The sequence below is a fragment of the Cellulomonas fimi ATCC 484 genome (assembly GCF_000212695.1).
GTDB classification, from domain to species: domain Bacteria; phylum Actinomycetota; class Actinomycetes; order Actinomycetales; family Cellulomonadaceae; genus Cellulomonas; species Cellulomonas fimi.
In genome coordinates this window covers 2,794,566-2,821,480 of record NC_015514.1, presented here as the reverse complement: position 1 = coordinate 2,821,480, position 26,915 = coordinate 2,794,566, and the positions used below count along the sequence as shown (strand labels likewise).

Here is a 26,915-nt window from a genome sequence, read left to right as displayed (position 1 = left end):
CTCAGCAGTCGTCGGGCGTGGGGATGTCGGTGCACAGGTCGTCGACCAGCCGTGAGCGTCGCTCCTCGACGGTGAACGGCGCGCTCGTGGTCGCCGTCTCGGCCGTACCCGGGATGTCGTGCCAGACGCCGCTCCCGGCGAGCCGGTAGCGACCGGTCCAGGTGGTCGTCAGGGTCACGGCGACGGTCCCGAGGGTCTCGTACCGGTGGAAGGTGTCGTGGTCGGGGTACGGGTGCCCTGCGCTGGTGGTGACCAGGTCGCGCGACCCGTCGCCGAAGTCGTACCGGTAGGAGGAGGGCGAGGCCACGACCTCGATCGAGTACCCGAGCAGGGTGGTCTGCAGCGTCTGCTCGGCGTCGTCGGTCATGACGATCGTCTCCTTGTTGACCAGCACCCAGCCCCGGTCCGGCTGCAGCCGCAGCACCGGTGGCGCCAGTGGCAGTCGACGGAAGTCCGCCTCGGTCATCGGCGGCACGACGTCCTCGGGGCAGGAGTACCCGTACGCGAGCGTCCACGTCGCGGGCCACGGGTCGGCTGCCGAAGCGCGTCGCTGGCTCCACAGGGGGAGCAGCGGCGGACCGTCGACACACACGGGGACAGGCACGGTCGTGTTCGACGGACCGCAGGCGATCAGTCCGTCACCGTCCCGGTCCCCGCCGCCGAACTGCTCGTCCGCGTCCCCCATCTCGGCACCCCCGCCCGTGGCCACGTTGCACATCGGCGCCCGCGTGTACCGCACCAGCGCAACAGCGGGATCGACAGTGCGAGAGCGGCGGTCCTCCTGTGCCGCCTCGAAAGCTGCCAAGAAGACCGAGTCGCCTGCAGAGTGTTCGTCGATCTGGACGGCGGCAGCGGGCGTGATCGCCGTGCCGAGGATGCCGACCGCAAGGAAGATTGCACCCACGGCCCTCTTCACGACAGCGTCTCGTACGAGAGCTCTCGTACCGTCCACGTGCCGCCCTCGAATAGAGCGACAGCGGTGACGGCGTAGGTGTGCCCCGGAAACGTCGCCATGGTCGAGCCTGATTGATCGAGTTCGCTCGAGGGCGCCTCGACGAGGGTGAGTGACACGTTGTACCAGCGGCCGACCGCGACCTCGAGCACGCTGACGTCCGAGATGGTGTAGCCGCCCCCTACCGAGTGCTCGCCACGCGCGATGAGGTCGTCGATCGAGTCGAGCATGCTGCGGCAGAACACGCACTCCGGGTGGCTGAGCGACCGAGCCTCGCTCGTGTCGCCCACTTGCTGCGAGAACGGGAGCAGTTGCAGCCAGTAGGTGAGAACCGCTACGGCTGCGTCGGTCGATCCGGCATGGCCGAGCGCGGCAGGCCTCGCGGGCCGCTCGCCGTCCGGCAGCGCAGCGATCACCCCAGGTTCCGAAGGGGCGGGGTGGGGCGTTGGCGTCCCGCTCGCGGTTGGTGTCGGGCTCGCGCTCACGGACGGCGAGGCTGGCGACGCTCCCGGTTGTGAGGTGCACGCACTTGGTGCAAGCAGCCCGGCTGCGACAACGACGCCGAAGAGTGAGCGGCTGGACCCTCGGCGTCGCGTCGGCATGCGCGGAAAAGTACCCGAAACGGACATCGGGCGGGCGGTGTCGTCCACAGTCGGCGTCGGGCCCCGGACGCGACTGAGCCCGCCGCACCGGGGAGGTGGGGCGGGCTCAGGTCGTTCGAGCGGCGTCAGGCCGGGACGGCGTCGGGGGGACGTGCCGTCAGGCGGGACGCGACGTCGTGCGTGTCAGCCGGCGCGGCGCTGGCGGGCGGTGCGGCGCTTGAGAGCGCGGCGCTCGTCCTCGGAGAGGCCGCCCCAGACACCGGCGTCCTGACCGGTCTCGATCGCCCACTTGAGGCAGGTGTCCACGACGTCGCACCGACGGCACACGGCCTTGGCCTCGTCGATCTGCAGCAGGGCGGGGCCGGTGTTGCCGATCGGGAAGAACAGCTCCGGGTCCTCGTCGAGACACGCTGCGCGGTGGCGCCAATCCATGAGAGATCTCCTTGGGCACACGGCGGCCCGACGCACCTGGGTGAGGGCGCGCGGCTGCCGGGTGTGATCGGGGTGGGGGGGACGTGCTCCATCTAGGGTCACATCGCGTTCCGTGGCGCACAAGGGGTTACGGCTGCGTTTCAACTGGGTAACGGGTGAGGCGTTGGTCACACCTGTGCGACACCTGTGCGCCGGGCGGGGTCCACCTTGCCCGGCCGGCGGGTAAAAGTCCAGGTCAGCCGCTGGTCAAGGGCTGTGTGTGACGGCCGCCACGGGCGGCTTCGCGGGCCCGTCGCGCGTCGTGCGCGGCCCCTAGGCTCAACGTGTGAGCCCTCGTCCCGCACCGCTCGTCGTCGCCTGTGTCCTGACGCTGCTCGAATCCGTGGTAGTGGGGGCGATGGGCGTCGCGTTCCTCGTCGACCTGGTCCGCGGACGCACGGTCATCCCTGCGGCGACGGTGTTCCTGGTGGTGTTCTGCGCGGGGGTCGCGACGCTGCTCGTGCTGGCCGCACGGGCGTTGTGGAACGGCCGCCGGTGGGCGCGTTCGCCCGTCATGACGTGGCAGGTCCTGCTCGTGGTGCTGTCGGTGGGATGGCTCCAGGTCGAGATGACTCCGTGGGCGCTCGCGGTGCTCGCCGTCGCGGTCGTGCTGGGCGTCCTGCTGCTCCTGCCGCAGGTCGTGGCGGCGACGAGTCAGACGCGTCCGCCCGCCGACGAGGCGCCCGCCGGGCGGTAGACCTGCAGGGGGACGGCGCTCCGCCCCGTCACCAGGACGCCGCGCCCCGTGGGGCGGGTGGTGCCGTCGACGAGCCAGGGCGCAGCCCCGCCGACGAGCTCGGCGCTCGCGGGCTCGTGCACGTCGAGCACGAGCAACCGGCGGTGTCGCAGCAGTGCCACGTGCGGTCCGCGGAACGACGCGACGGCGGCACCGGACGTCGTGGCGGCGACGACGCATGCGCCGGCGCTCGGGCGGCGGATCAGGTCGTGCAGGGCGTCCGACGCGTCCGGGCTCAGGCGCTCCACCTCGTCGAGGTCGTCGACGAGGACGACCGCGTCGAGCCCGGCGAGCGCCTCGGGCGGGACGTCGATCACACCGGGTGGCGACGGTAGGCTCGCGAGGCCGTCGACGGTCAGCCGCACCACCGGGCGCCCCGCCGCCCGCAGCCCGGACGCGAGCACCGCGAGCGCGTTCGACCGCCCGGACCCCGGCGGTCCCGCGACGAGCAGGCCGCGGTCGAGACCGACGACCACCTCGCGCGCCTCGTCGCCGCCGACGCCGAGCGGCACTCCCGCCTGGACCCTGGGTGCGCCCGCCCCGCCGCCCGCGCCGCGAGGGGCGGCGAGGTCGACCACCGACGGAAGCGCCTCCACGCGCAGGACGTCGGCCCGTGCTGCGCTGGCCGGCGGGGCGGACGGCTCCGGCGGTCCCGCGACCTGGCACAGGACGGCGGTGCCGTCCCGGAGGGCGACGGCGCGCCCGGCGGGTCCCCGCGGCCCGGCCAGCGCGACGGGCACACCCGCGAGCGCGTCGGTGGCGGCGTCGGCGACGGGCAGCACGAGGCGGTCTCGGAAGGCGGCCGCGTGGTGGAGGGAGGCCGTGCTGGCGTCGGCGCTCGCCGCCACCGCGACGCGTGCGGCGACGGTGCCGCCCCACAGGGCGACGAGGCGATCCGCGCCAGCGCCGCGGGCGATCCCGCCGAGCGCGTCGAGCACCGCAGGCAGGCCGTCGACGAGCAGGACGGCACGGGCGCCGTCGGTGCGGGCGGCGAGGAGCTCCAGCAGGCGTGCGACACGGCGAACCTCGGCCGCGTCGGCGACCGTCCCGAGGGTGCCGTGCGCGTCGGCGGCCCGCAGGCGTCCGACGGCTGCCGGTGGCAGCCCGACGGCGTGCACCTCGGTGCCCTCGGCCAGTGCCTGGACGCCGAGCGTCGTGAGGGCGGTGGTGCGTCCGGACCCGGGGCCGCCGAGCACGAGGAGGTGGCCGTGCTCGGGCTCCCAGCGCACGGCGGTCCGTCGTTGCTCGTCGGGCAGGTCGCCGAGTGCGAGGGCGAGACCCGGCCCGGCGGGGAGGTCGCACGGGCGTACCGCCCCGGGCAGCGCGGGCACCCAGGGCACGGGCCGCACGGTCCGGCCCGCGGCGGCGTGCCGGGCGGCGTCCACCCACGGGCCCGGTCCCGGCGGGCCGGACGCCGGTGGTGGGGGCGCCGGCGTCCAGCGGGGCCGGCCGGGAAGGGGACGGGCGGTCCGCACGGGGGAGGCACCCCGGCCGGGCAGGGGCCTCGCGACCTGCACGACCTGCGGCGCTGCCGACCCGCGCCGCACGAGGGCACGTCCGGGCGTGGCGGGGTCCAGGCGGGCCGCGTCCGGGACGTCGAGCACGTCGCGCGAGTCGGCCTCGTCGGTGACCCGCAGGGCGATCCGCAGCGCCACGTTCGCGCGCAGGTCGGCCGAGACGACGCCGGCGGGGCGCTGGGTCGCGAGCACGAGGTGCAGGCCGAGGGCGCGTCCCTGCGCGGCGAGGCGGGCGAGCGTCGGCACCGCGTCGGGGACGTCGTCGGCGAGGGCCCGCAGCTCGTCGACGACGACGAGGAGCCGCGGGGGCGTCGCGTCGTCGTCCGGGTCGAGGTCGGTGAGGTCGGTCGCGCCGTGCGCGGCGAGGAGCCGTTCGCGCCGCCGCGTCTCGGCGCGCAGCGCGACGAGCACCCGCCGGGTGCGGGCGGCGTCGAGGTCGGTCACGTGGTCGACGACGTGCGGGAGGCCGGCGACGGGCCCGAGCCCGGTGCCGCCCTTGAAGTCGACGAGCAGGACGGCGAGCCGCTCCGGCGGGTAGGCGGCGGCGACCGCGAGCACGAGCGTGGCGAGCAGCTCCGACTTGCCGGAGCCGGTGGTCCCGGCGACCAGTGCGTGCGGGCCGTCGGCGACGAGGTCGACCTGCACGGGTGGTCCGCCGGGGCCGCGGCCGAGGGCCACGGACAGGCCGGGGGGAGGCTGCGACCAGGAGTGCCGCAGTGCCGTCGGGGACGGTGCCGGCATCGCGGGAAGGTCACCGAGGTGCACGGTCGCGGGCGGTGCCGCCCCCGGGCCCGACCCGCCCTCGGCGAGCGCGCGGGCGGCGTGCGCGCGCTCCAGCTGTCGACGCGAGCGGTGCACGGTGACGGCGTGCAGCGGCACGGGGGTGGGGTCGTGCCCGGCGCGCCGCAGCACCGGTGCGTCGGCGGTGACGTCGAGCATGTGGTGGCACCACCCTGGCACCGCGTCCGCGTCGGTGAGCACGAGCAGGACGAGCTCGCGGCCGGGACCGTCGCGGCGGCGCCGTGCGAGCTCGCCCAACGCTGCCGGGTCGTCCGCGACGACGACGAGCGGCGCGTCGTCCTCGCTCCACCGCGTCGTTCCGGCGTGACCGTCGGGGGCGGGCTCGGCCACGTCGACGCACCACGCCCACGCGCCGGGGTCCGCGGTGCGGACGGCGAGCCGCCCGCGCAGGTGCGAACCGAGCTCGGTCAGGAGGATCCCGCGGGCCACGGCGAGCGCCTGTGCACGGGGTCCGACGACGGCCAGCGACCCGTCGGGACCCCACGGGGTGCCGCCCGCCACCTCGGGGCCGGAGGCGAGCGCGGCCCGCGTGGTCGCGGCCGTCAGGTCGGCGGGGTCGGTCGCGGGTCGCACGCGCTCGGTGGCCGGGGGACCGGCGTCGGGGGCGCTGATGGGAGGGGTGCGCCGGCGCGCGGCGACGCGCACGGCGAGGGCCGCGAGCGGTGTCACGAGGCCGACGAGCAGCAGCAACGGCTGGCGGACCACGGCCGCGAGGACGACGGTGCCGACGAGCGGCCCGACCCAGGTCGCGACCGCTGTCGCGTCGAGACGGTGCTCGACGCCGGGCGCGCCCCGGCCGGACCGCGAACCCCCGCCCTCCTCCGTGGTGCCCCGCAGCGCGAGGGTGGTGCGCCCGACGACGACGTCGCTGCCGGGCCGCCACCGTCGCCAGCGCCCGGCCGGCAGGCGTCGACGCCGCGGCGGGTGTGCGCGGCGGCCGGGGCGGACGACGACGCCCGGTGTCGCGCTGCGGACCTGCACCCGCCGGCCGTGCGCGCGCACCGCGAGGGCGTCGACCGAGACGTCGGTGAGGGGGTCCGGCGCGCCGGTGTCGCGCAGGTCCACCGCACCGTCCGCGGGCACGGCGACGAGGGCGCCGCTGTCGGGACCCGCGACGACGGCGACGTGGAGACGCGCGCGCACGGCCGCACGGTCGCAGGCTTCGGGTCCGCGGCCGACGCGTACGGTCGCACCGGGGACGAGAGGGGGTTGGCCGGCGGGGTGCGACTCGTCGAGCAGGACGTCGTCGACGGCGAGGCGCGCACGCGCGCTGCACCATCCTCGGTACCCGGTGATCCGGGCGAGGTGCGGGCGCAGCTCGGCCACCGACGTGCCCGCGTCGACGTCGACCTCCGTCGTCGCGAGGCCGCGTCCGCGGGCCGGGTCGGGGTGCAGGGCGTGGAGTCGCACGCGCAGGAGCCTCCCCTGCGGGCACCCGGGCGGACGCGACGGCCGGCGGACCCGTGGACAGGAGTGCTGTCCACAGGCCCACCGGCCGGTTCGTGCAGGGACGGGGCCACCGGCCCGCCGCGGGTCAGTCCACGGCGAGCGCCGCCACCGGTGACGTGCGTGCGGCGGCGCGGCCGGGCAGGACGGAGGCGAGCAGGCCCGCGGCGAGCGCCACGGCGAGCACGACGACCAGGTCCTGCCACGGGACGGCGAGGTGGACCGACCCCGTCGTGCCGAGGATGATCGCCGCGCCCGCCCAGCCGTACAGCATCCCGAGCAGCACCCCGAGCAGGGCGCCGATCCCGGCGATGAGCATGCCCTCGATCGCGAGCATCCAGCGCAGCTGGCGTCGCGTCAGGCCGATCGCCCGCAGCGTCGCCGACTCGCGCCGGCGCTCGATCACCGACAGCGACAGCGTGTTGGCGACACCGACGAGGGCGATCACCACCGCGACGCCCAGCAGCCCGACGACCACGGCGAGCAGCCCGTCGATGACGCGCTCGTACTGCTGGCGCTCGGCGGCCGCGCTCTCGACGACGAGCCCGTCGGACGAGACGGCGTCGGTGACGGCGAGCGCGGTCGTGGCGGCGTCCGCACCGGGCTCCAGGGCGACCCACAGCGTCGACGCGACCGCGTCGGGCTCGATCCGCTCGAGCGTCCCGGGCGTCACGAGCATGTCGACCCCCGCCAGCGCCGTGTGCACGACCGTGAGGTCGACGGCCTCCCCGTCGGACGTGCCGCGGGCCGGCTCGGACTCGACGGTCACGCTCTGCCCGTCGAGGTCCTCGCCGCGGTACTCCGGGGCGATGACCGTCGTGTCGTCGAGCTCGTCGAGCGGTGCGGTGTCCCGCAGGACCGCGAGCGCGTCGTCGGGGTCGGGCGCCCGCAGCACGGTCCACTCCCCGGCGACGGTCGCCTGCGCCGACGGGACGGCGACGACGCGCTCCACGCCCGGCACGGCCTCGACCTGCGCGATGCTGTCCGCGCCGACCGCCGTCTCGGTGCCGGACGGGCTGCTCACGGTGAGGTCGACGGGGTAGTGGTTGTCGAGCTCCGCGGCCAGCGAGATCCGGGCGCTCGCGGCTCCCGTGCTCATGAGCGCGACGAGCGTCACGCCGATGAGCAGGGCGGTGCTGGTCGCGGCGGTGCGGCGCGGGTTGCGGACCGTGTTGGCCGCGGCGAGGCGGGCGCTGGACCCGGTCGCGGCGAGCGCGCGGCCCGCGAGCGACACGACGCGCGGCAGCCAGAACACGGCGCCGACGAGCACGCCGACGAAGGACGCCGCCCCCGCGAGCACGCCGAGGGCGAGCAGCAGCATGGGGTCGCCGCCGCCGACGACCGCGCCGGCGACCGCGGCGAGCAGCCCGGCGACGCCGCCGACGACGAGCAGGAGCGACAGGACGAGCCGCACGCGCCCGGCGCGGGCCCCGACGGTCGGGGCGTCGATGGGCCTCAGCGCTGCGACGGGAGAGACGCGGGTCGCCTCGCGCGCCGGCACGAGCGCGGCGAGCGCCGTGACGAGCGTCCCGACGACGAGCGGCACGAGGACGACGGGGAGCGTCACGGCGACGGTCGCGGGCAGCGGCGCACCCGTGTCGACCCGGGCGAGGATCGCGAGCGTCGCCTGCGAGAGCCCGAGCCCGAGCAGCACGCCGACGACGGACGACAGCAGCCCGAGGATCGCGGCCTCGGTCAGCACGGACGCGCGCAGCTGACCCTTGACGGCCCCGACGCAGCGCAGCAGCGCGAGCGTGCGGGCCCGCTGGGCGACGAGCACCTGGAACGTGTTCGCGATGACGAGCGCCGCGACGAGCAGCGCGATCGCGGCGAAGCCGAGCACCACCATGAGCAGCGCGTTGCCCTCGCCGGTGACCTCTTCGATCGAGGCCTTGGCCGCCTCGTCCCTGGTGAGCACCTCGGCACCGGGCAGCGCCTCGACGAGCGCGTCGCGGGCGGCGCTCGTGCCGTCGGTCAGGACGAGGACCGGCGACGTGAAGTCGGGCATGTCGGCGACACCCGTCCACAGGGCGAGGTCGTCGGGTGCGGCGAGACCCGCGCCGCCGTACATCGCCCACGCGCCGGCCGGGTCGTCGACGATGCCCACGAGCGTCGCGGGCGCCTCCTGCCGGTCGAAGTCGTCGTCGGTCTGGACGTAGAAGCCGCTCTCGAGCTCGTCGCCGAGCCGGGCCTCGAGCCGGTCGACCGTGGTCTGGGGGAGCGCGATCTCGCCGCTAGAGGACGGCAGGCGTCCCTCGGTCACGACGACCGAGCCGAGGCGCTCGTCGCTGGGGACGGGCAGCAGCGCCTGGTAGGTGGTGCGCCCGCCGTTGGTGAGCTCGGTGCCGCCGACGAGCAGCAGGTCGGCGGCCGTCACACCGGGCGTGTCCCGCACGGTCGCGACGTCGGCCGCGGTCGCCTCCTTCACGACGAGGTCCGCGCTCGCGTACTGCGCGGTGACGGAGTCGTAGCCGGTGCGCTGCATGACGTTGCCCGCGACGAGGGTCGCGGCGAGGAACGCGGTGCCGATGGCGATCGCGACGGCCGCGGCGGTGAGCCGTCCGACCGAGCGGCGCATCTGCGCGAGGGTGAGGCGCAGCATCAGGCGCTCACCGCCGTGTCGGTCGTGGTCTCCAGGGTGCGCAGTGCGTCGAGGCCGGCCAGGACGGCGTCCGGCGTCGGGTCGAGGATCTCGCCCGCGATCCGGCCGTCGGCGAGCAGCACGACGCGGTCGGCGTAGGCGGCCGCGGTCGGGTCGTGCGTGACCATGATGACGGTGCGCCCGAGCTCACGGACCGAGCGGCGCAGGAAGCTGAGCACCTCCGCGCCGGAGCGCGAGTCGAGGTTGCCGGTCGGCTCGTCGGCGAAGACGACGTCGGGCTTGGCGATGAGCGCGCGGGCGATCGCGACGCGCTGCTGCTGGCCGCCGGAGAGCTCCGACGGCCGGTGCGTGAGCCGCTGCCGCAGGCCGAGCGTGTCGACGAGCGTGTCGAACCAGGCGGGGTCGGGCTTGACGCCCGCGAGCTCCAGCGGCAGCAGCACGTTCTGCTCGGCCGTGAACATCGGCAGGAGGTTGAACGACTGGAAGACGAACCCGACGCGGTCGCGGCGCAAGCGCGTCAGGTCGCCGTCGTCGAGGGTCGTCAGGCGGGTGGTGCCGAGCAGGACCTCGCCGGACGTGGCGAGGTCGAGACCCGCGAGCAGGTGCATGAGCGTCGACTTGCCCGAGCCGGACGGCCCCATGATCGCGGTGAACGCCCCGGCCGCGAAGTCGACGTCGACGCCGTCGAGCGCCCGCACGGCGGCCGCTCCCTCGCCGTACACCTTCGTCAGGCCGCGGGCGCTGGACGCCACCGAGCCGGTCGGCGGGGTCGCTCCGGAGGTCGGTCCGGACGGGACGTGCACGGTCGTGTCCACGGGTGGGCTCCTCGAGCTCGGGTGCGGCGCCGGCTCACGGCGCCCGATGACACCACGACGCTAGGTCGCGGGCCGCGCCCCCCGCGTCGCGCCGCGGTCTGCTCCTGGCGGCTCCGGGGTCCGCCCACGGGCCGACGCGCACGCGCCGCGGGTGCGACCGTCGGCGCACGCGCGTCACTCGCCGGGGCGGACGAGACCCGTCTCGTAGGCGGTCACGACGGCCTGGACGCGGTCGCGGGCGCCGAGCTTGGCGAGGATCCGGCCGACGTGCGTCTTGACGGTGGCCTCGGCGACGAACAGGTCCTGCCCGATCTCGGTGTTGGACCGGCCCTTGGCCATGAGGACGAGCACCTCGCGCTCGCGCTCGGTGAGGTCCGCCACGGCGCGGCGGGCGGGGTCGGCAGCGGCCCCCGGGGCGTCCGGCGGGAGCGCCGTGATCAGGTGCTCGAGCAGCCGCCGCGTGCTGGACGGCGCGATGACCGCGTCGCCGTGGTGCACGGTGCGGATCGCGGCGAGCATCTCCTCGGGCGGCGCGTCCTTGAGCAGGAACCCGCTCGCGCCCGCGCGGATCGCCGCGAGGACGTACTCGTCGAGGTCGAACGTCGTGAGCACGATGATCCGCGGTGCGGGCGCGGCGTCGGTGCCTGCGGCGGTGATGTGCGCGGTCGCGGTCAGGCCGTCCATCGTGGGCATGCGCACGTCCATGAGGACCACGTCGACCTGACCTGCGGCCCGCGCGACCGCCTGCACGGCCTGGGCGCCGTCGCCGGCCTCGAGGACGACCTGGAGGTCGGGCTGGGAGTCGATGACCATCCGGAACCCGGCGCGCACGAGCTGCTGGTCGTCGACGAGGGCGACCCGCACGGGGCTCGCGGTGGTGTCGGTCATCGGTCGTCCTGTCCGGAGGTGGGGGTGGTGCGGCCGGGCTGTGCCGCGCCGCGGCCGTCGGTGTGCGCGGGGCCGGTCGGGAGCACGGCTCGCACACGGTAGCCGCCGCCGGGGCGGGGGCCGGTGCTCACGGAGCCGCCGAACATCGCGGCGCGCTCCCGCATGCCCAGGAGCCCGTGACCGAGCCCGTCGGAGTCGGCGGCGGCCCCGCGCCCGTCGTCGGCGATCTCGAGCGTCACGTCGTCGGGCCGCCACGACAGCAGGACGGTGACCCGCGGGTCGGGCCCGGCGTGCTTGAGCACGTTGGTGAGCGCCTCCTGCGCGATCCGGTACGCGGTGAGGCCGACGCCGGGCGGCAGGTGCCGCGGCGTGCCCATCCGCACGAGCGAGACGCGCAGGCCGCTCGCGCGCATCTGGTCGACCAGGCCGGGGACGTCCTCGACGGCGGGCTGCGGCGCGAACTCGGTCGTGGCGCGCTCGGCGGCGGACGGGGCGGCGGGTGCCGAGGCCGGCGTCACGACGGGGACCGCGCCGGTCCGCACGGGTGGGCCGGCGCGCAGCACGCCGAGCAGGCGGCGCATGTCGGTGAGCGCGGCGCGGCCGGTCTCGGCGATCGTGCCGAGCGCCCGGGTCGCGGCGGCCGGGTCCGCGTCGGCGGCGTACCGGCCGCCGTCGGCCTGGGCGATCATCACGGTGAGCGAGTGCGCGACGATGTCGTGCATCTCCCGGGCGATGCGGGCGCGCTCCGCGGCGGTCGCGATCTGCGCCTGCTGGTCGCGCTCGCGCTCGAGCTGCTCGGCCCGGTCGACGAGCGCCTCGAGCGTCTCGCGCCGCGACCTGCGGGCGAGGCCGAACGCCCAGACGGCCAGCGCGACGGACCACACGAACACGGTCATGGCGACCGCGCCGGCGGGGTCCCACCAGTCGTCCATGAGCATGGGCAGCAGGACGCCGCCGACGATCGCGCCCCAGATCGCGACGCGGTGCGCCCACCGGGGCCCGTGCACCGTGACCGAGTACAGCGCGACGAGGACCGCGAAGTCGGCGGGCAGCACGAGCGGCGTCACCAGCAGCATCTGCAGCAGCGCGACGGTGTAGATGGTCGCCGCCGACGCGGCGGGGCGCACGCGTCGCCAGGCGAGCGGCGCGACCATGAGGAACGAGACGACGAAGGTGTCGAGCCCGCGCGCGGTGCCGCTCGTGGACGCCGCGACGTCGACCGACGCGACGAGCACGACGAGCAGCAGCAGGCCCGTCCCGAACACGTCGACGGTGAACCGGTGGGAGTCCTCCCAGCGCAGCACCCGGTCCCACCACGTCACCCGACGAGCGTAGGTGCGCGCGGGACCCGCGTCGTGCACCCGGGGGCGGACGTGCGGGCACGCGGCGCCCGACCGTGGGCCGACCCGCGTGCGCCCCGGGTGCGACGCGCGAGGTCCGGGCCACGAACATGCGCCGTGCCCCTGGCGGTCCACACCGTCCCGTGACCTAGCATGGGCGAATGACCCAGGTGCTGCTGGCTGAGGACGATCCCGCCATTGCCGAGCCTTTGGCCCGGGCGCTCGGGCGTGAGGGTTACGACGTGCGCGTGCAAGGCACCGGTCAAGGCGCCATCGACGGAGCGTCCACGGCCGACCTCGTGGTGCTCGACCTCGGCCTGCCCGACATGGACGGCCTGGACGTCGCGCGCGCGATCCGCAACCAGGGCCTGACCACGCCGGTCCTCGTGCTGACCGCGCGCGCCGACGAGGTGGACCTCGTCGTGGGCCTCGACGCCGGCGCCGACGACTACGTGACCAAGCCCTTCCGCCTCGCCGAGCTGCTCGCGCGGGTGCGTGCGCTGCTGCGCCGCACGGTGGGCGACCCCGGCGACGAGGACGAGCTGCACGCGCAGAACGTGCGCGTCGACGTCGCCGCGCACCGCGCGTTCCAGGGCGACCGCGAGCTGCACCTCACGGCCAAGGAGTTCGACCTGCTGCGCGTGCTCGTCGCGGCGGCGGGCACGGTCGTGGCCCGCGAGACGCTCATGCGCGAGGTGTGGGGCTCCGACCCGACGGGGTCGACCAAGACGCTCGACATGCACGTGTCGTGGCTGCGCCGCAAGCTCGGCGACGACGCGGGTGCGCCCCGCTACGTCACGACCGTGCGCGGGATGGGCTTCCGGTTCGAGACGGGCGCCGGCGAGCGGGCCTGACGGGTGCGGCGTCGCGTCCTGCAGGCGACGATCGCGGCGGTCACCGTCGCGGTCGTCCTCCTGGGCTTCCCCCTGGCGTTCCTCGGTGCGCAGCTCGTGCGCGAGAACGAGATGCGCCAGCTCGAGACCCGGCTGCAGGCCACGGCCCGGGCGGTCGACTTCCGGGCCGACACGGGCGTCATGCTCACCGACCGGATGCTCGAGCCCCAGGCGACCGCCGAGGGCGAGATCCCCGCGCAGATCGTCGTGCGGACGAACGACGGCCAGGTGTACGAGGCGGGCGAGCCGATCGAGGGCCGCAGCCTGTCGCTGACGACCACGTCGCAGTCGACGGCCGTCGTCGTGCTGACGGTGTCGTTCTGGGACGTCTTCTGGGTGAGCGTGCGCGTGATCGCCCTCGTGGTGGTGGCCGCCGTCGTCGCGTTCGCGGCGGGCATCGCGATGGCCATCTGGCAGGCCAACAGGCTCGCCGCGCCGCTGGTGTACCTCGCGGCGTCGGCCGAGCAGCTGGGGTCCGGCCAGGTGCGCCCGCGGCTCGAGCCGTCCGGCGTCGAGGAGATCGACCTCGTGGCCGCGGAGCTCGCGCGCTCGGCCGACCGGATGGCGGCGCGGCTCGCGGCCGAGCGGCAGTTCGCGTCCGACGCGTCCCACCAGCTGCGCACGCCGCTGACCGCGCTGTCCATGCGGCTCGAGGAGATCATGCTCGCGGCGGGCGACGACCAGGTGCGCGAGGAGGCCCGGATCTCGCTCGAGCAGGTCGAGCGGCTCGTCCGGGTCGTCGACGACCTGCTCGCGAGCTCGCGCCGCGCGCAGGGCGGCACGACGGAGGCCGTGCGCCTCGTGGACGTCGTGCACCAGCAGGAGGAGGAGTGGTCCGCGACGTTCGCGGCGGCGGGCCGTCGGCTGCGTGTCGAGGTCGACCCGCAGACCCAGGTGCTGGCCACGCCGGGGGCGCTGGCCCAGGTGCTCGCGACGCTCATCGAGAACTCGCTCAAGCACGGCGCGGGCACCACGACCGTCCGCTCGCGTGCGGGCGGCCCGTCGGGTGCCGTCGTCGTCGAGGTCGCGGACGAGGGTGCGGGCGTGCCCGACGAGCTCGCCGGGCGCATCTTCGAGCGGAACGTGACGTCCGGTGCGGGGACAGGGCTCGGCCTCGCGCTCGCCCGTGACCTCGCGAACGCCGACGGCGGCCGGCTCGAGCTGGCGCAGCGCCGGCCGGCGGTGTTCGCGCTGTTCCTCTCGGGTGTCCCCGCGTCGCTGCGGCCCGACGTCGTGCTGCCGCTGGGAGCCGTCTTCTCGGCGCGCCCGGACCGGCGCCGCCGCTGACCGCGCACGTCCGAGCGGGCGAATTCTGACCGTTTCGACCGATTCGTGCCGGATCGGTCGCGCCTCGTCCCGTACCCTCGTGGGACGAGTCGGCAGGTCGTCGGCTCGACCACGACCGAGGGGGAGGGGCGCCGTGCGCCGGATGACGCCCGCGAGGCAGCACTACGCCTGGGGCTCGACGACCGCGATCCCGGACCTGCTGTGCGAGGTGCCCGACGGCCGCCCCGTCGCCGAGGCGTGGTTCGGCGCACACCCCAGCAGCCCCGCGCTGGTGCACGGCGACGACGAGCCCACCCCGCTCGACACCCTCATCGCGGACGACCCGACGGGCACCCTCGGCGACGACGTGGCGCACCGCTTCGGCGAGCAGCTGCCCTACCTGCTCAAGGTCATCGCCGCCGAGTCGCCGCTGTCGCTGCAGGTCCACCCGAGCCGCGAGGCCGCCCGCCGCGGCTACGAGGCGGAGGACCGCGCCGGCATCCCGGTGGACGCGCCGCACCGCAACTACCGCGACCGCAACCACAAGCCCGAGCTCGTCTACGCGCTCACGCGGTTCGACGCGATGGTCGGCTTCCGGGCGCCGCGCCGTGCGGCGGAGCTGCTGCGCGGCCTCGACGCGCCGCTCGCCGCCGAGCTGCACGAGCTGCTGGTCGCGGACCCCACCTCCGCGGGCGTGCACGCCGCGTTCGAGTGGCTCCTCGCGCCCGACACCCGTCCCGGGCACGCGGACGTGCAGAAGTTCGCCGACGCCTGCGCGCAGCGCCTGGTCGACGGGTCGCCGTCGCCGCGCACGGACCGCACGGTCATGCGCCTCGCCGCGGCCTACCCGGGCGACGCGGGCGCGGTGACGTCCGTCCTGCTCAACCCCGTCACGCTGCACCCGGGCGAGGCCCTGTTCGTGCCGGCCGGCTCCGTGCACGCGTACCTGCACGGCCTGGGCGTCGAGATCATGGCGAACTCCGACAACGTGCTGCGCGCGGGGCTGACCGCCAAGCACATCGACCTGTGCGAGCTGCTCGCGAACCTCGACGCGGTCGCCGCGCCGCCGATCCGGATCGCCCCCGAGCGCGTCTTCACCTCGACGGAGATCTTCTACGCGCCCGTCGACGACTTCGAGCTGTCGGTCACGCGCCTCACCGACGAGGGCGTGACGCGGGTGCCGGGGCGCGGTCCGCGTGTGCTGCTGTGCCTCGAGGGCGAGGTCGAGGTGCACAACGAGCGCGGCGGGCTGCTGCTGCTGACCCGGGGGCAGGCGGCGTTCGCACCCGCGAGCGACGGTGCGCTCACCGCGCGCGGCGACGGCGTGCTCGTCCAGGCGGACGTGCCCTGACCCCGGCGCCGGCCGGCGCGTGCAGCGCCGTCAGGAGCGGCCGGTGAACACCCAGCGCTTGTAGCCGACGTACCGCAGGACCGTGCCGACGGCGATGCCGACGACGGTCGCGACGTTGTCCGCGAGCGGGCTGTCCTGCTGCAGGACGTAGTGGGAGAAGGCCAGCGTGAGGACCGGCACCGCGGCCCCGACGAGGTTGACCGCGCCGTAGACGAGCAGCTCGCGGCCGTGCCGCTCGGTGCGGTGGGCCGCGAAGGTCCAGTGGCGGTTCCCGAGCCACGACACGAGCGTGGCCACCGCCATGGACAGGATCTTCGCCGTGAGCGGCTTGTGCTCGAGCAGCTCGCCGGGGCCGAACCGCAGCAGGTTGAACAGGCCCAGGTCGACGACGAAGGCGACGCCGCCCACGGACAGGAACCGCAGCATCTCGGCCGCGCGGGCCCACAGGGCGCCGAGTCGGGGAGAGGCCTGCGGACGGGCGTCCGGACCCGCGTGCGGCACGTCGGCGACGCGCCGCTCGTCGGTTGCGCTCACGGGCTCTCCTCGACTCGGGCTGCCGTGAGGATATCGGGCATCGTCCGGGACCGGGAACGCGAGCCCTGGCGGAGGGCCGGGGTGAAGCGATTCGGCGCCGCGGGCGGGGCGACGGCGCGGGTGCGACGCCGTCGGCGGCGCCGCGTGGACGCCGACGCGGGCGTGCCCACGTCCTCGATTAGGCTCGGCACCCGTGGCAGCTCCTGTGGTGGCGGTGGTCGGCGGCGGTCAGCTCGCGCGGATGATGGCTCCGGCGGCGACCGCGCTCGGCGTCCGCCTGCGCGTCCTGGTGGAGGAGCCGACGTCCTCGGCGGCGCAGGTCGTCGTCGACGCGCCCGTCGGCGCCGCGTCGGACGCGGCCGCGATCGAGCGGCTGACGGACGGCGCCGCAGTGCTCACGTTCGAGCACGAGCACGTCCCGAACGCCCTGCTCGAGCGCCTCGCCCACGACGGCGTCCCGGTTCGGCCAGGCGCGCACGCGCTCGTCCACGCGCAGGACAAGGCGGTGATGCGGCGGCGCCTGGAGGCCCTCGGGCTGCCGTGCCCGCGGTGGAGCCCGGTCGCGTCGGCCGACGACGTCGACCGCTTCCTCGCGCAGGTCGGCGGCGAGGCCGTCGCCAAGACGACCCGCGGCGGGTACGACGGCAAGGGCGTGCGTGTCGTGCGCTCGGCGGCCGACGTGACGGACTGGCTCGCCGCGGCCGCCGCCGGCTCCGGTGCCCCGCTGATCGTCGAGGAGAAGGTGCCCTTCACGCGTGAGCTCGCCGTCCTGGTCGCGCGCCGGCCCGGCGGCGAGGTGCGCACCTGGCCCGTGGTCGAGTCGCTGCAGCAGGACGGCGTGTGCGCCGAGGTCGTCGCGCCCGCCCCGGGCCTGGACCCGCGGACGGAGGCGCTCGCCGTGGACGTCGCGGTGCGCGTCGCCGAGGGCCTCGACGTCGTCGGCGTGCTCGCGGTCGAGATGTTCGAGGTGGAGCGGCCCGGCCAGGCCCCCGGCGTCCTCGTGAACGAGCTCGCGATGCGGCCCCACAACTCCGGGCACTGGACGATGGACGGCGCGGTGACGAGCCAGTTCGAGCAGCACCTGCGGGCCGTGCTCGACCTCCCGCTCGGCGCGACGGACGCGCGCGCGCCGTGGACCGTGATGGCGAACGTCCTGGGCAGCACCCTGGAGGACCCGACCGACGCCCTCGCTGCGGTCACCGCCGCCGATCCCGCGGCCAAGGTGCACCTGTACGGCAAGCAGGTGCGCCCGGGGCGCAAGCTCGGCCACGTCAACGTCAGCGGCCCGGACCTCGAGGACGTCCGCCGCCGCGCCCGGGACGCCGCCGCGCTGCTGCGCGGGGAGCAGCCCGCTCGATGACCGGGACGGCGACGCCGACCGCCGACGACACCACCGCAGGAGGAACGATGGCACCGCAGCCGCTCGTCGGGATCGTCATGGGATCCGACTCCGACTGGCCGGTGATGGAGGCGGCGGCCGACGCGCTCGCCGAGTTCGACGTGCCCGTCGAGGTCGACGTCGTCTCCGCGCACCGCCAGCCCGAGAAGATGATCGACTACGGCCGCTCGGCGGCCGGCCGTGGGCTGCGCGTGGTGGTCGCGGGTGCCGGGGGAGCGGCGCACCTGCCCGGGATGCTCGCGTCGGTGACGACGTTGCCGGTCGTGGGCGTGCCGGTGCCGCTGCGGCACCTCGACGGCCTCGACTCGCTGCTGTCCATCGTCCAGATGCCCGCCGGCGTCCCGGTCGCGACCGTGTCCGTCGGGGGCGCGCGCAACGCGGGACTGCTGGCCGTGCGGATCCTCGCGTCCGGCGTGGACGCCGAGGCCGCACGGCTGCGCGAGGCCATGGCGGCGTTCCAGGTCGGGCTGCGCGCGCAGGCCGACGCGAAGGGTGAGCGACTGCGGCAGCGCGCGTCCGGACGGCCGGTGGGCTTCACGTCCTGACGGGGCGCCGCCTGGCCGGGCACCGCACCGCGTCGCCGCGGCACGCGCGCCGTCCGTCGTGCGTCGACGCGCGGCGCGCCGTCAGGACGTCGGCATGCCCCCGACGGGTCCCGGCGGGTAGCTGCCGTCCCGGATCGCCACCCAGAACGCGGGCGCCTGGTCCGGGTCCAGCAGCACGGTCGAGCCGAGGTTGTGGCCCGGCCGGTAGTCGATGGTCGCGATGGGCGGCGTGCCGGTGATGCCCTCGGGGCCGCTGGCCGCGCGGAACGCGAGCCCGAGCCGCCCCATCGTGAGGATGTCCGCGTCGTCGTCCATCGTGAGGGCGCCCGTGCCCGCGCCGACGAGCGCGACCTGACGGCCCGGCCGCAGCGCGAGCGAGCCCGGGTCGACCTTGCCCATGACGGCGCCGACGACCTGGCGCTGGCGCTCGGCCCGCCCGACGTCGCCCGTGGGGTCCGCCTTGCGCATGCGCGCGAACGCGAGCGCCTGCGTGCCGTCGACGTCGTGGCACCCCGCCGTCCAGACCATCCCGGAGTCGGGGTCGTTCACGTCGGCGTCGTGGCACAGGTTGACCCCGCCTACCGCGTCGACGACGTCCTGCACGCCGGCCATGCCGATCTCGGCGTAGTGGTCGACCGTGAGCCCGGTGAGCCCCTCGACCGTGCGGACCAGGAGCCGTGGGCCACCCCAGGCGAACGCGGCGTTGAGCTTCGCCGGCCCGTTCTCGGGCACCTCGACGTACGTGTCTCGGGGCAGCGAGATGAGCGCCGTCGGCCCCTGCTCGGGGACGTGCAGCAGGAGGATCGTGTCGGTGCGGGCTCCCTCGGTGCCGTCGGCGACGATCCCGCCGTCCGCGCGCGAGTCGGAACCGGTCAGCAGGTACGTCGTCCCCGGGGTGTCCGGTGCCCCGGACAGTGCCGCGGTGTGCTGGACCTTCCCGTTCGCCCATACGACGAGCCCGATCGGCCAGGCGAGGAGCAGGACGAGGACGAGGGCGAGGGCGCCGAGGACCATGCGGCGCCGGCGGCGCGGGCGCGGTGCGGCCGTGGCCGGGTCGCGGGGCGGCGGCGTCGTGCCGCCGCGCGCGGGACGCGGTGCCGGACCCGCTCCGGGGCGGGCCGCCGGGCGCGTGCCCGTGCCGCGAGGCGGGGTCGACCGCGGGGCCGCGGACGCGGGCTGCGCGGAGCGGGGGGCGGGCGACGCGGGCCGGGCGGCGGGCGACGCGGGCCGCTCCGACCGGGCGCCGGGCGACGCGGGCGTCGGGGCCGACCGCGGGGCGCTCGGGCGGCCCGGCGCGCTGCGCGCGGAAGCGGCGCCGGAGGGACGCTGCGAGGCACGGTCACGTCCCGGCACGACGACGTCGGGCGTCCCGCTCGCGGGCCGACCGGGGCCGGGCTGCGGCGCGAACGACGCGGGCCGGCCGGGCGCCCCGCCGCGGCGGGCGGCGTCGCTCCCGCGCGGGGGCGTCGACGGTGCCGGCTCGGCGGGTCGCCGGGCCGCGCCGTCCTCGCCCACGACGATCGCGGGCCCGGTGCCCGAGGGGCGGCGGGCCGGCGCCGCGGGCGTGAACGACGGCGGCGGTCGGTGCTGACGGTCCGCGGGGCTCACGGGGCCTCCGCCGTCATCCGCACACCGCGGTCGTGTCGCCCGCGGTGAACGCCTCGCGCCCGGCCTTCTTCGTCTCGGTGGGCGTGGGTGTCACGGGCGTCTCCGCGACCGGGGGTGCCTGGGTCGCCCCCGCCGTCGGTGCGGTCGTCGTCGGCGCCGTCGGAGTGGCCGGGACCTCGGGCGTGCCGAGCGCGGGCAGGTCGGCGGCGATGTTGCCCCACATGGTCGCGGCGGCCGACGTCCACTCGACGCGGTTGGGGTCGCTCTTCGCGGGGGCCCACGGCACGGTCATGAAGGTGATGTTGCCACTGCTGATGGACCGCATGTTGTAGGCGAGGCCGACCATCGCACTCGACGAGAACTCGGAGTCCGTGGTCAGCGAGCTGGTCGCGGCGTTGAGGAACCCGACGAGCTGCGGGACGTCGGTGAGGACGTTCTTCGACAGGACGGTCTGCACGATCGCGGCGGCCAGACGCTGCTGGTTGCCGATGCGGTTGATGTCGGACCCGTCGCCGACGCCCTTGCCGTGCCGGGCGCGGGCGAACGCGAGAGCCGCCGGGCCGTTGAGCACCTGGTTGCCGGCCTTGAGGTCGAGGCCGGAGTACGAGTCCTTCATGTCGTTCGGGATGCAGATCGGGACGCCGCCGATCGCGTCGATCATCGACTGGAACCCGCTGAAGTCGACGACGACGAAGTGGTCGATCGGGACGCCGGTGTTCTCCTGCACGGTGCGGATGGTGCACGCGGCGGCCGACGCCATGTCCCCGCCCATGTCCCAGCCCGTCGCGAACGCCTCGTTGAACATGGCGGTCTTCGCGCGCGAGGTCTTGCCGTTCGACATCTGGCACGACGGGATGTCGACGAGGGAGTCGCGGGGGATCGAGACGAGCTCGACCCGCTGCCGGTCCGCCGAGATGTGCACGACGATCGCCGTGTCCGACCGCATGCCGGCGACCGCGCCCGCGATCTCGGCGTTCACCCCGTCGCGCTGGTCCGAGCCGAGCACGAGGATGTTGACGGGCATGCCCGCGTTCGGGTCGTCCGGGTCCGGGGTCGTCGTGACGCTCGGCTTGGGCGCGGCACCGACGAGGTCGGAGACGTCCACGCGGTCGATGTTCCCCTGGAGCTTCTGGACCGTCGCGGCCGCACCGGTCACGCCGAAGGCGAGGATCGCCGTCGTCACGAGCGCGACGTTGCGCAGGGCGTGGTGCGGGCGCACGCGGCGCGAGTGCCGTGCGGCACGAGGGCGCGGGACGGCGGCATGACGGGTCGGCACCCCACGATGGTAGGAGCACCGCCGCGCGGGGCGGCGGAGCCCGGGCAGGGGTGGCGTGGAGGATTCGTGCAGATCACGGCTCCCGGGCCACCCCGTGCCGCGTCGTGCCGCGTGGTCACGCGGCGGGCCCGGCGCGGGCGGGTCGCCCGGACGGAGCAGCGTCCGGGACCGCACCGGCGGGCGATCGGCCCGGGTTATCCTGGGCCGCCGCCGACCGCGGCGTGCGCGGCGGGTCGGGGCGTGCGTCCACCCATCCGCTTCCGGAGGTCCCGTGAGTCTCATCGCCGACGTCCGCGCGTCGCGCGAGCTCCTCGTCAACCTGACCCGTCGCGAGGTCAAGGGCAAGTACAAGAGGACCGCCCTGGGACAGCTCTGGTCGCTCGCCAACCCGCTCGCGCAGATGCTCGTCTACACGCTGGTCTTCTCCGTGATCATCCGGATCGACCCGGGCCCCGGCGACCCGAGCGGCGTGGACGTCTTCGCGGTCTGGCTCATGTGCGCACTGCTGCCGTGGACGTTCTTCACGGGCGTCGTGACCGGTGGCATGTCCTCGCTCGTCGCCAACGAGAACCTCATCAAGAAGGTGTACTTCCCGCGCTCCACGCTCGTCGTCTCGAACGCGCTGGCCACGTCGTACACGTGGGCGATCGAGATGGCCGTGCTCGTCGTCGCGATCCTGCTGGTCGGCGGTCAGCCGCTGCCGTTCCTGCCGCTCGTGGTGCTCGCGATGGCGGTCCTGTTCGCCTTCTCGCTCGGCGTCGCGCTGCTGCTCTCGGTGGCGAACGCGTACTTCCGCGACATGCAGCACCTCGTCACGATCCTGTTCCAGGTGTGGTTCTACCTGACCCCGATCCTGTACCCGCTGTCCGAGGTCGAGCGCCGGGCCGAGGCCGCCGGGCCGATCGTGGGCGACGTGACCATCCTCGACGTCTACAAGCTCAACCCCATGGAGGGGTTCTCCGAGGTGTTCCGCGACCTGCTGTACGACAACCGGCTCCCGCAGTGGGGCACCGCCGTCGAGTGCGTGGTGTGGGCCGCCGTCGCGCTCGTCGTCGGCAGCCTCGTGTTCCAGCGGCGTCAGCGCGGACTGGCGGAGGTGCTCTGATGACCGACGCGATCACCGTCGAGGGCATCTCGAAGCACTTCCGCGTCTACCACGAGCGGAACCAGACGCTGAAGTCGGCCGTCATGCGCCGCTCGCGCGGGACGTACGAGGACTTCCTCGCGCTCGACGACGTCTCCTTCGCCATCCCCGAGTCGTCGACGTTCGCGCTCGTCGGGGACAACGGCTCCGGCAAGTCGACGCTGCTCAAGTGCATGGCGCAGATCCTCGTGCCCGACGCGGGGACCATCACCATGAACGGCAAGGTCGCGGCGCTGCTCGAGGTCGGCTCGGGCTTCCACCCCGAGCTGTCCGGCCGGGACAACGTCTACCTCAACGGCTCGATCCTCGGCATGTCGCGCCGGGACATCGACCGCAAGTTCGACGAGATCGTCGACTTCTCCGGCGTCGAGCAGTTCATCGACCAGCCGGTGAAGAACTACTCGTCCGGCATGTACGTCCGGCTCGGGTTCTCCGTCGCGATCAACGTCGAGCCGGAGATCCTGCTGGTCGACGAGGTCCTCGCGGTCGGCGACACGGCGTTCCAGGCCAAGTGCACCGAGAAGTTCGCGTCGCTGAACCGGGAGGGCCGCACGGTCGTCCTCGTGTCGCACTCGCTGCCGTCGGTGCGCGCGATGGCCGACCAGGCGGTGTGGCTGTCGCACGGGCACGTCCAGTCCGTCGGCCGGGCCTCGGACGTCCTGGAGAAGTACGAGGAGTCGACGCGCGGCGGCGACGGCCGGGCCGTCCTCGGCGGCGTCGTGCACACGGGCAGCGGCGAGGCGCGCGTCACGCGCGTCGAGGTCGTGCCGCCCGCCGGGCACGACCGCCTGGTCGTGGGGGAGCCCGCGACGCTGCGCCTGCACGTGTCCGCCACGACGCGCGTCGAGCGGCCCGTCGTCGGGTTCGCCGTCGAGGCGCTCGACGGGACCTACCTCGCGGCGACGAACACGCGTGACGCCGGCGCGCCCGTCGCCTCGCTCGACGGGGACGACGTCATCGAGTGCGTGCTGCCCTCGATCCAGCTGCACCCGGGCGACTACATCGTCACGGCCGCGATCACGGACGAGACGACGACCCACTCGATCGACCACGTGCGCGACGTGGTGCGCTTCACGGTCGACGCGGGGGCCCGGCACTGGTCGGGCGGGTACCTGGCGCTCCCCGCCGACTGGGCCGCGCCCGTGACCACGGGCCCGGAGGTGTCGTCGTGAGCGGCACGAGGCGGCGCGTCGCGGTCGTCACGCTCGACCGCCTGGCCGAGCAGATGGCGGGTCCCGCGATCCGGGCCTGGGAGATCTCCTCGTACCTCGCGCCCGACCACGACGTGCGCCTCGTGACGTTCGCGGAGTGCACGCGGTCCGGCGACGGGTTCCGCACCGAGCGGATCGGTGTCCCCGACTTCCGCGAGGTCGTCGACTGGGCCGACGTCGTGATCCTGCAGGGGTACGTCGCGGCGACGTTCCCGTGGCTGCGCGAGGCGGACGTCGTCCTCGTGGTCGACCTGTACGACCCGTTCCACATCGAGAGCCTCGAGGTGCAGCGCGACCAGGACCTCGCGGCGCGCGACGCGTCGCTGGCTGCCGCGCTGCGCGAGCTCGACGCGCAGGTCTCCCGCGGCGACGTGTTCCTGTGCGCCTCGGCGCGGCAGCGCGACCTGTGGATCGGCCACCTGGCCGCCGCGGGCCGGATCAACCCCCTGACCTACGACGCCGACCCGGGGCTCGCCGAGCTGGTCCGGCTCGTGCCGTTCGGGATCTCGGACGTGGCGCCCCGGCGCAGCGCCCCCGCGATCAAGGGCGTCGTCCCGGGCATCGGCGAGGACGACCTGGTGCTCCTGTGGGGCGGCGGCGTGTACAACTGGTTCGATCCGCTGACCCTGGTCCGCGCCGTCGACCGGGTGCGCGAGCGCGTCCCGAACGTCCGGCTGCTGTTCCTCGGCATGCGGCACCCCAACCCCGACGTCCCCGAGATGCGTGTCGCGCGTGAGCTGCGGGCCCTGACGAGCGAGCTCGGCCTGCTGGGCACCCACGTCTTCTTCAACGAGGAGTGGGTGCCGTACGACCGCCGGGTGGACTACCTGCTCGACGCCGACGTCGGCGTCACGTGCCACCTGCCGGGGATCGAGACGGAGTTCTCGTTCCGCACCCGCGTGCTCGACTACCTGTGGGCGGGGCTGCCGGTCGTCGGCACCGACGGCGACGCGTTCGCGCCCCTGGTGGAGTCCGAGCGTCTGGGGCGGACCGTCCCCGCACGTGACGTCGACGCGCTCGCCGACGCGCTCGCCGAGCTCCTGCTCGACGGCGACGAGCGGGCACGCACGAGCGAGCGCGTGCGCGCGGTGGCCGAGCGGTTCAGGTGGTCACGCGTGCTCGAGCCGATCGGGGCGGTCTGCGCCGACGCCCGGCGCGCCCCGGACGCCGGCCGGCTGGCCGCGGCCCCCGGTCCCGGCGGTCGCACGGAGCCCGCTGCCTCTCTCGTCGGGCGTGTGCGCCTGGCCGCTCGCACGACGGTGCGGCACCTGCGTTCCGGCGGCGTGCGGCACACCGGCCGCAAGGTCGTCGCGCGCCTGCAGCGCCGCCGCGCCGCCCGCTGACGCGCCGCCGCACGGCGGCGTCCCCGCGACCGACGTCCGTCCCGACAGCCCCCGTCGGGACGGACGAGCGTCCGCCCGACGGGCAACCGCGTCAGGACGGGCGGCGGCGGGTGCGGCCGAGGATGCGTGAGGCCCCGCGCGCGACGCGGTAGGACTTCGTCGCCGTGATCGTGCGCACGTCCTGCGCCAGGCGGTCGCGCTCGGCGGCGAGCGCGGCGATCTCGGCGTGCAGGGCGTCCATCGTGGCGATGAGGCGCAGGTCCTGCTCCTGCACCTGCCGGTCGGACCAGTGCCCGCCCAGCGCGAGCAGCTGCGGCACCGGCACGTCGGCGTCCGCCTCCTCGCGGCCGCACACCAGGTAGAAGTACAGGTACTGGTCGCGCTCGAGCGGCGCGAGGTTCGTCACCTGCAGGTCCACGGGGCCCTCGGACGCGAGCGCCTTCTCGTCCGCCACGGCGACGGCCTTCCACGTCGCCTGGAAGAAGGGACGCACGTGCGGGAACCGGTCCTTGACCAGGTCCAGCAGCTCGTCGTACACGAACTCGTGCAGGTGGTAGTGGTTGCCCTCGATGAACTCGAGGTCGTTCGGCGTGGAGATGATCGCGACGCCGCCCGGGGCCAGCACACGGTCGATCTCGGCGACGAACGCCCGGTAGTCCTCGACGTGCTCGATGGTCTCGAAGGTCGTGACGACGTCCACGCTCGCGTCGTCCAACGGGATCTGGGTCGCGTCGCCCTGCCGGAACTCGAGGTTGTCGCGCGCGAACTTCTCCTGCGCGTACGCGACCGCCTGCGCGCTCACGTCGACGCCCACGACCGACGCGGCGGTCTCGGCGAGGAGGTGCCCGCCGTAGCCCGAGCCGCTCGCGATGTCGAGGACCCGCTTGCCGCGCACCAGCTCGGCGGCCGCCACGTAGCGCGTGACGTGCTCCGCGTACATCAGCGAGGGGCGGTGGAGCTCGGGCACCATGCGCTCGCCGTCGTTGTCGATCGTCGTCGCCTCGCCCATGCCTGCCACCGTCCGTTCCCTGCGCGGGCCATCGCCGTCCGCGCTCCTGCGGGGCGTCACACTACCGGGTCCGGACGGACGTCCCGGACGTCTCGGACGCGGCGACGCCCGCCGTCGCGCGGGGCGTCGGCGGGCGTCGGAGCGGGCGTCGAGCGGGTCAGCGACCGAGCTGCGAGTACTTCGCCTCGGTCTCCTCCTTGCGGGGCCGCCACCACGCCTCGTTCGCGCGGTACCACTCGACGGTCGCCTCGAGGCCCGCACGGAAGTTCTCGTAGCGGGGCGTCCAGCCGAGCTCCTCGCGCAGCTTCGTCGAGTCGATCGCGTAGCGCAGGTCGTGGCCGGGGCGGTCGCTCACGAGGTCGTAGGCGTCGCGCGGCTGGCCCATGATCTCCAGGATCGACTCGACGACGGACTTGTTGTTCTCCTCGCCGTCCGCGCCGATGAGGTACGTCTCGCCGATGCGGCCCTTCTCGATGATGGCCCACACGGCGCTGTTGTGGTCGTCGACGTGGATCCAGTCGCGGACGTTCTCGCCCGTGCCGTACAGCTTGGGGCGCACGCCGTCGAGGACGTTCGTGATCTGGCGCGGGATGAACTTCTCGACGTGCTGGTACGGCCCGTAGTTGTTCGAGCAGTTCGAGATCGTCGCCTGCACGCCGAAGCTGCGGGCCCACGCCCGCACGAGCAGGTCGGACGACGCCTTCGTCGAGCTGTAGGGCGACGACGGGTTGTACGGGGTCTCCGGCGTGAACTTCGCCGGGTCGTCCAGCTCGAGGTCGCCGTAGACCTCGTCCGTCGAGATGTGGTGGTACCGCACGCCGTGCCGGCGGACCGCCTCCAGCAGCTGGTACGTGCCGATCACGTTGGTGCGCACGAACGGCCACGGGTCGTGCAGCGAGTTGTCGTTGTGCGACTCGGCCGCGAAGTGGACGACGAGGTCCACGTCCTTGACGAGGCTGTCGACGATGTCGGGGTCCGCGATGTCGCCCTTGGCGAAGACGACCCTGCCCTCGACGGGGTCGAGGCTCCGCTCGTCGCCGGCGTAGGTCAGCGCGTCGAGGACGGTGACCTGGACGTCCGGGCGCTCCCGGACGGTCTGGTGGACGAAGTTGGCGCCGATGAAACCGGCTCCACCGGTGACGAGCACGTGCATGGCCGCAGTTCCC

Annotated in this window: 22 protein-coding genes; 9 read left to right on the top strand and 13 right to left on the bottom strand. The window is 74.9% G+C overall.

Annotated features, from left to right (window positions below):
* Position 1: 1 nt before the first annotated feature.
* The 3 genes from CELF_RS12805 to CELF_RS12795 form a co-directional block, all read right to left on the bottom strand.
* A complete protein-coding gene (locus CELF_RS12805) occupies positions 2–904 on the bottom strand; it encodes a hypothetical protein (protein WP_041554280.1) in 903 nt (300 codons plus the stop codon).
* 8 nt (positions 905–912) lie between these two features.
* Positions 913–1,368 (bottom strand): DUF6318 family protein, encoded by a 456-nt coding sequence (locus tag CELF_RS12800; protein WP_013771686.1) that lies wholly within the window; start codon positions 1,366–1,368, stop codon positions 913–915.
* A 369-nt stretch (positions 1,369–1,737) separates the two neighbouring features.
* Entirely contained in the window at positions 1,738–1,986 is a 249-nt protein-coding gene (locus CELF_RS12795) for a WhiB family transcriptional regulator (protein ID WP_013771685.1), read from the bottom strand.
* A 325-nt stretch (positions 1,987–2,311) separates the two neighbouring features.
* On the opposite strand from CELF_RS12795, the gene CELF_RS12790 reads away from it, so the two are divergent.
* Positions 2,312–2,722, top strand: coding sequence for a hypothetical protein (locus tag CELF_RS12790; RefSeq protein ID WP_013771684.1), 411 nt, complete (start codon positions 2,312–2,314; stop codon positions 2,720–2,722).
* On the opposite strand, the gene CELF_RS12785 is transcribed toward CELF_RS12790, so the two are convergent.
* The 5 genes from CELF_RS12785 to CELF_RS12765 all read right to left on the bottom strand — a co-directional run bounded on the left by CELF_RS12785 (position 2,680) and on the right by CELF_RS12765 (position 12,152).
* On the bottom strand, positions 2,680–6,489 hold the full coding sequence (locus CELF_RS12785; protein ID WP_013771683.1) for an FtsK/SpoIIIE domain-containing protein: 3,810 nt from the start codon (positions 6,487–6,489) through the stop codon (positions 2,680–2,682). The genes CELF_RS12790 and CELF_RS12785 overlap by 43 nt on opposite strands.
* A 124-nt stretch (positions 6,490–6,613) precedes the next feature.
* On the bottom strand, positions 6,614–9,127 hold the full coding sequence (locus CELF_RS12780) for an FtsX-like permease family protein (RefSeq protein ID WP_013771682.1): 2,514 nt from the start codon (positions 9,125–9,127) through the stop codon (positions 6,614–6,616).
* Positions 9,127–9,942, bottom strand: a complete 816-nt coding sequence (locus CELF_RS12775; RefSeq protein WP_013771681.1) for an ABC transporter ATP-binding protein — start codon at positions 9,940–9,942, stop codon at positions 9,127–9,129. Before CELF_RS12775 ends, CELF_RS12780 begins: the two co-directional genes overlap by 1 nt.
* Positions 9,943–10,116: 174 nt before the next feature.
* Entirely contained in the window at positions 10,117–10,830 is a 714-nt protein-coding gene (locus CELF_RS12770) for a response regulator (protein ID WP_013771680.1), read from the bottom strand.
* Positions 10,827–12,152, bottom strand: a complete 1,326-nt coding sequence (locus CELF_RS12765) for a sensor histidine kinase (RefSeq protein ID WP_013771679.1) — start codon at positions 12,150–12,152, stop codon at positions 10,827–10,829. Before CELF_RS12765 ends, CELF_RS12770 begins: the two co-directional genes overlap by 4 nt.
* 179 nt (positions 12,153–12,331) lie before the next feature.
* On the opposite strand from CELF_RS12765, the gene CELF_RS12760 reads away from it, so the two are divergent.
* The 3 genes from CELF_RS12760 (at position 12,332) to manA (ending at position 15,680) form a co-directional block, all read left to right on the top strand.
* Positions 12,332–13,024, top strand: a complete 693-nt coding sequence (locus CELF_RS12760; RefSeq protein WP_013771678.1) for a response regulator transcription factor — start codon at positions 12,332–12,334, stop codon at positions 13,022–13,024.
* Positions 13,025–13,027: 3 nt separating this feature from the next.
* Positions 13,028–14,350 carry a sensor histidine kinase gene (locus tag CELF_RS12755; RefSeq protein ID WP_013771677.1) on the top strand — a complete coding sequence of 441 codons (1,323 nt, stop codon included), beginning with the start codon at positions 13,028–13,030 and terminating at the stop codon, positions 14,348–14,350.
* Between the two features lie 133 nt (positions 14,351–14,483).
* Complete coding sequence (gene manA, locus CELF_RS12750; protein ID WP_013771676.1) at positions 14,484–15,680, top strand: mannose-6-phosphate isomerase, class I; 1,197 nt, start codon at positions 14,484–14,486, stop codon at positions 15,678–15,680.
* Between the two features lie 30 nt (positions 15,681–15,710).
* On the opposite strand, the gene CELF_RS12745 is transcribed toward manA, so the two are convergent.
* Positions 15,711–16,214, bottom strand: coding sequence for a GtrA family protein (locus CELF_RS12745; protein ID WP_013771675.1), 504 nt, complete (start codon positions 16,212–16,214; stop codon positions 15,711–15,713).
* A 193-nt stretch (positions 16,215–16,407) separates the two neighbouring features.
* On the opposite strand from CELF_RS12745, the gene CELF_RS12740 reads away from it, so the two are divergent.
* Both CELF_RS12740 and purE read left to right on the top strand, forming a co-directional pair.
* Positions 16,408–17,574: a 5-(carboxyamino)imidazole ribonucleotide synthase gene (locus tag CELF_RS12740; RefSeq protein ID WP_013771674.1), complete on the top strand. Its 1,167-nt coding sequence runs from the start codon at positions 16,408–16,410 to the stop codon at positions 17,572–17,574.
* A gap of 47 nt (positions 17,575–17,621) precedes the next feature.
* The gene (gene purE / locus CELF_RS12735) at positions 17,622–18,158 is read left to right on the top strand and encodes a 5-(carboxyamino)imidazole ribonucleotide mutase (protein ID WP_013771673.1); all 537 of its coding nucleotides are present in this window, start codon (positions 17,622–17,624) and stop codon (positions 18,156–18,158) included.
* A gap of 81 nt (positions 18,159–18,239) precedes the next feature.
* On the opposite strand, the gene CELF_RS12730 is transcribed toward purE, so the two are convergent.
* Entirely contained in the window at positions 18,240–19,172 is a 933-nt protein-coding gene (locus CELF_RS12730) for an LCP family protein (protein WP_013771672.1), read from the bottom strand.
* Between the two features lie 607 nt (positions 19,173–19,779).
* Complete coding sequence (locus CELF_RS12720) at positions 19,780–21,042, bottom strand: LCP family protein (protein ID WP_169317637.1); 1,263 nt, start codon at positions 21,040–21,042, stop codon at positions 19,780–19,782.
* Positions 21,043–21,313: 271 nt separating this feature from the next.
* Between CELF_RS12720 and CELF_RS12715 the strand changes: the two genes are divergently transcribed.
* Genes CELF_RS12715 through CELF_RS12705 form a run of 3 tightly spaced genes read left to right on the top strand, consistent with a single transcriptional unit; the run spans position 21,314 to position 24,740 of the window.
* Positions 21,314–22,147: an ABC transporter permease gene (locus tag CELF_RS12715; protein WP_013771669.1), complete on the top strand. Its 834-nt coding sequence runs from the start codon at positions 21,314–21,316 to the stop codon at positions 22,145–22,147.
* Positions 22,147–23,358: an ABC transporter ATP-binding protein gene (locus CELF_RS12710; RefSeq protein ID WP_013771668.1), complete on the top strand. Its 1,212-nt coding sequence runs from the start codon at positions 22,147–22,149 to the stop codon at positions 23,356–23,358. Before CELF_RS12715 ends, CELF_RS12710 begins: the two co-directional genes overlap by 1 nt.
* On the top strand, positions 23,355–24,740 hold the full coding sequence (locus CELF_RS12705) for a glycosyltransferase family 4 protein (RefSeq protein WP_013771667.1): 1,386 nt from the start codon (positions 23,355–23,357) through the stop codon (positions 24,738–24,740). Before CELF_RS12710 ends, CELF_RS12705 begins: the two co-directional genes overlap by 4 nt.
* Positions 24,741–24,831: 91 nt before the next feature.
* Here the strand turns inward: CELF_RS12705 and CELF_RS12700 are convergent, their stop codons facing one another.
* Together CELF_RS12700 and rfbB are read right to left on the bottom strand one after the other, a co-directional pair.
* A complete protein-coding gene (locus tag CELF_RS12700; RefSeq protein ID WP_013771666.1) occupies positions 24,832–25,749 on the bottom strand; it encodes a class I SAM-dependent methyltransferase in 918 nt (305 codons plus the stop codon).
* A gap of 157 nt (positions 25,750–25,906) precedes the next feature.
* The gene (gene rfbB, locus CELF_RS12695) at positions 25,907–26,902 is read right to left on the bottom strand and encodes a dTDP-glucose 4,6-dehydratase (protein WP_013771665.1); all 996 of its coding nucleotides are present in this window, start codon (positions 26,900–26,902) and stop codon (positions 25,907–25,909) included.
* Between the last annotated feature and the right edge of the window lie 13 nt (positions 26,903–26,915).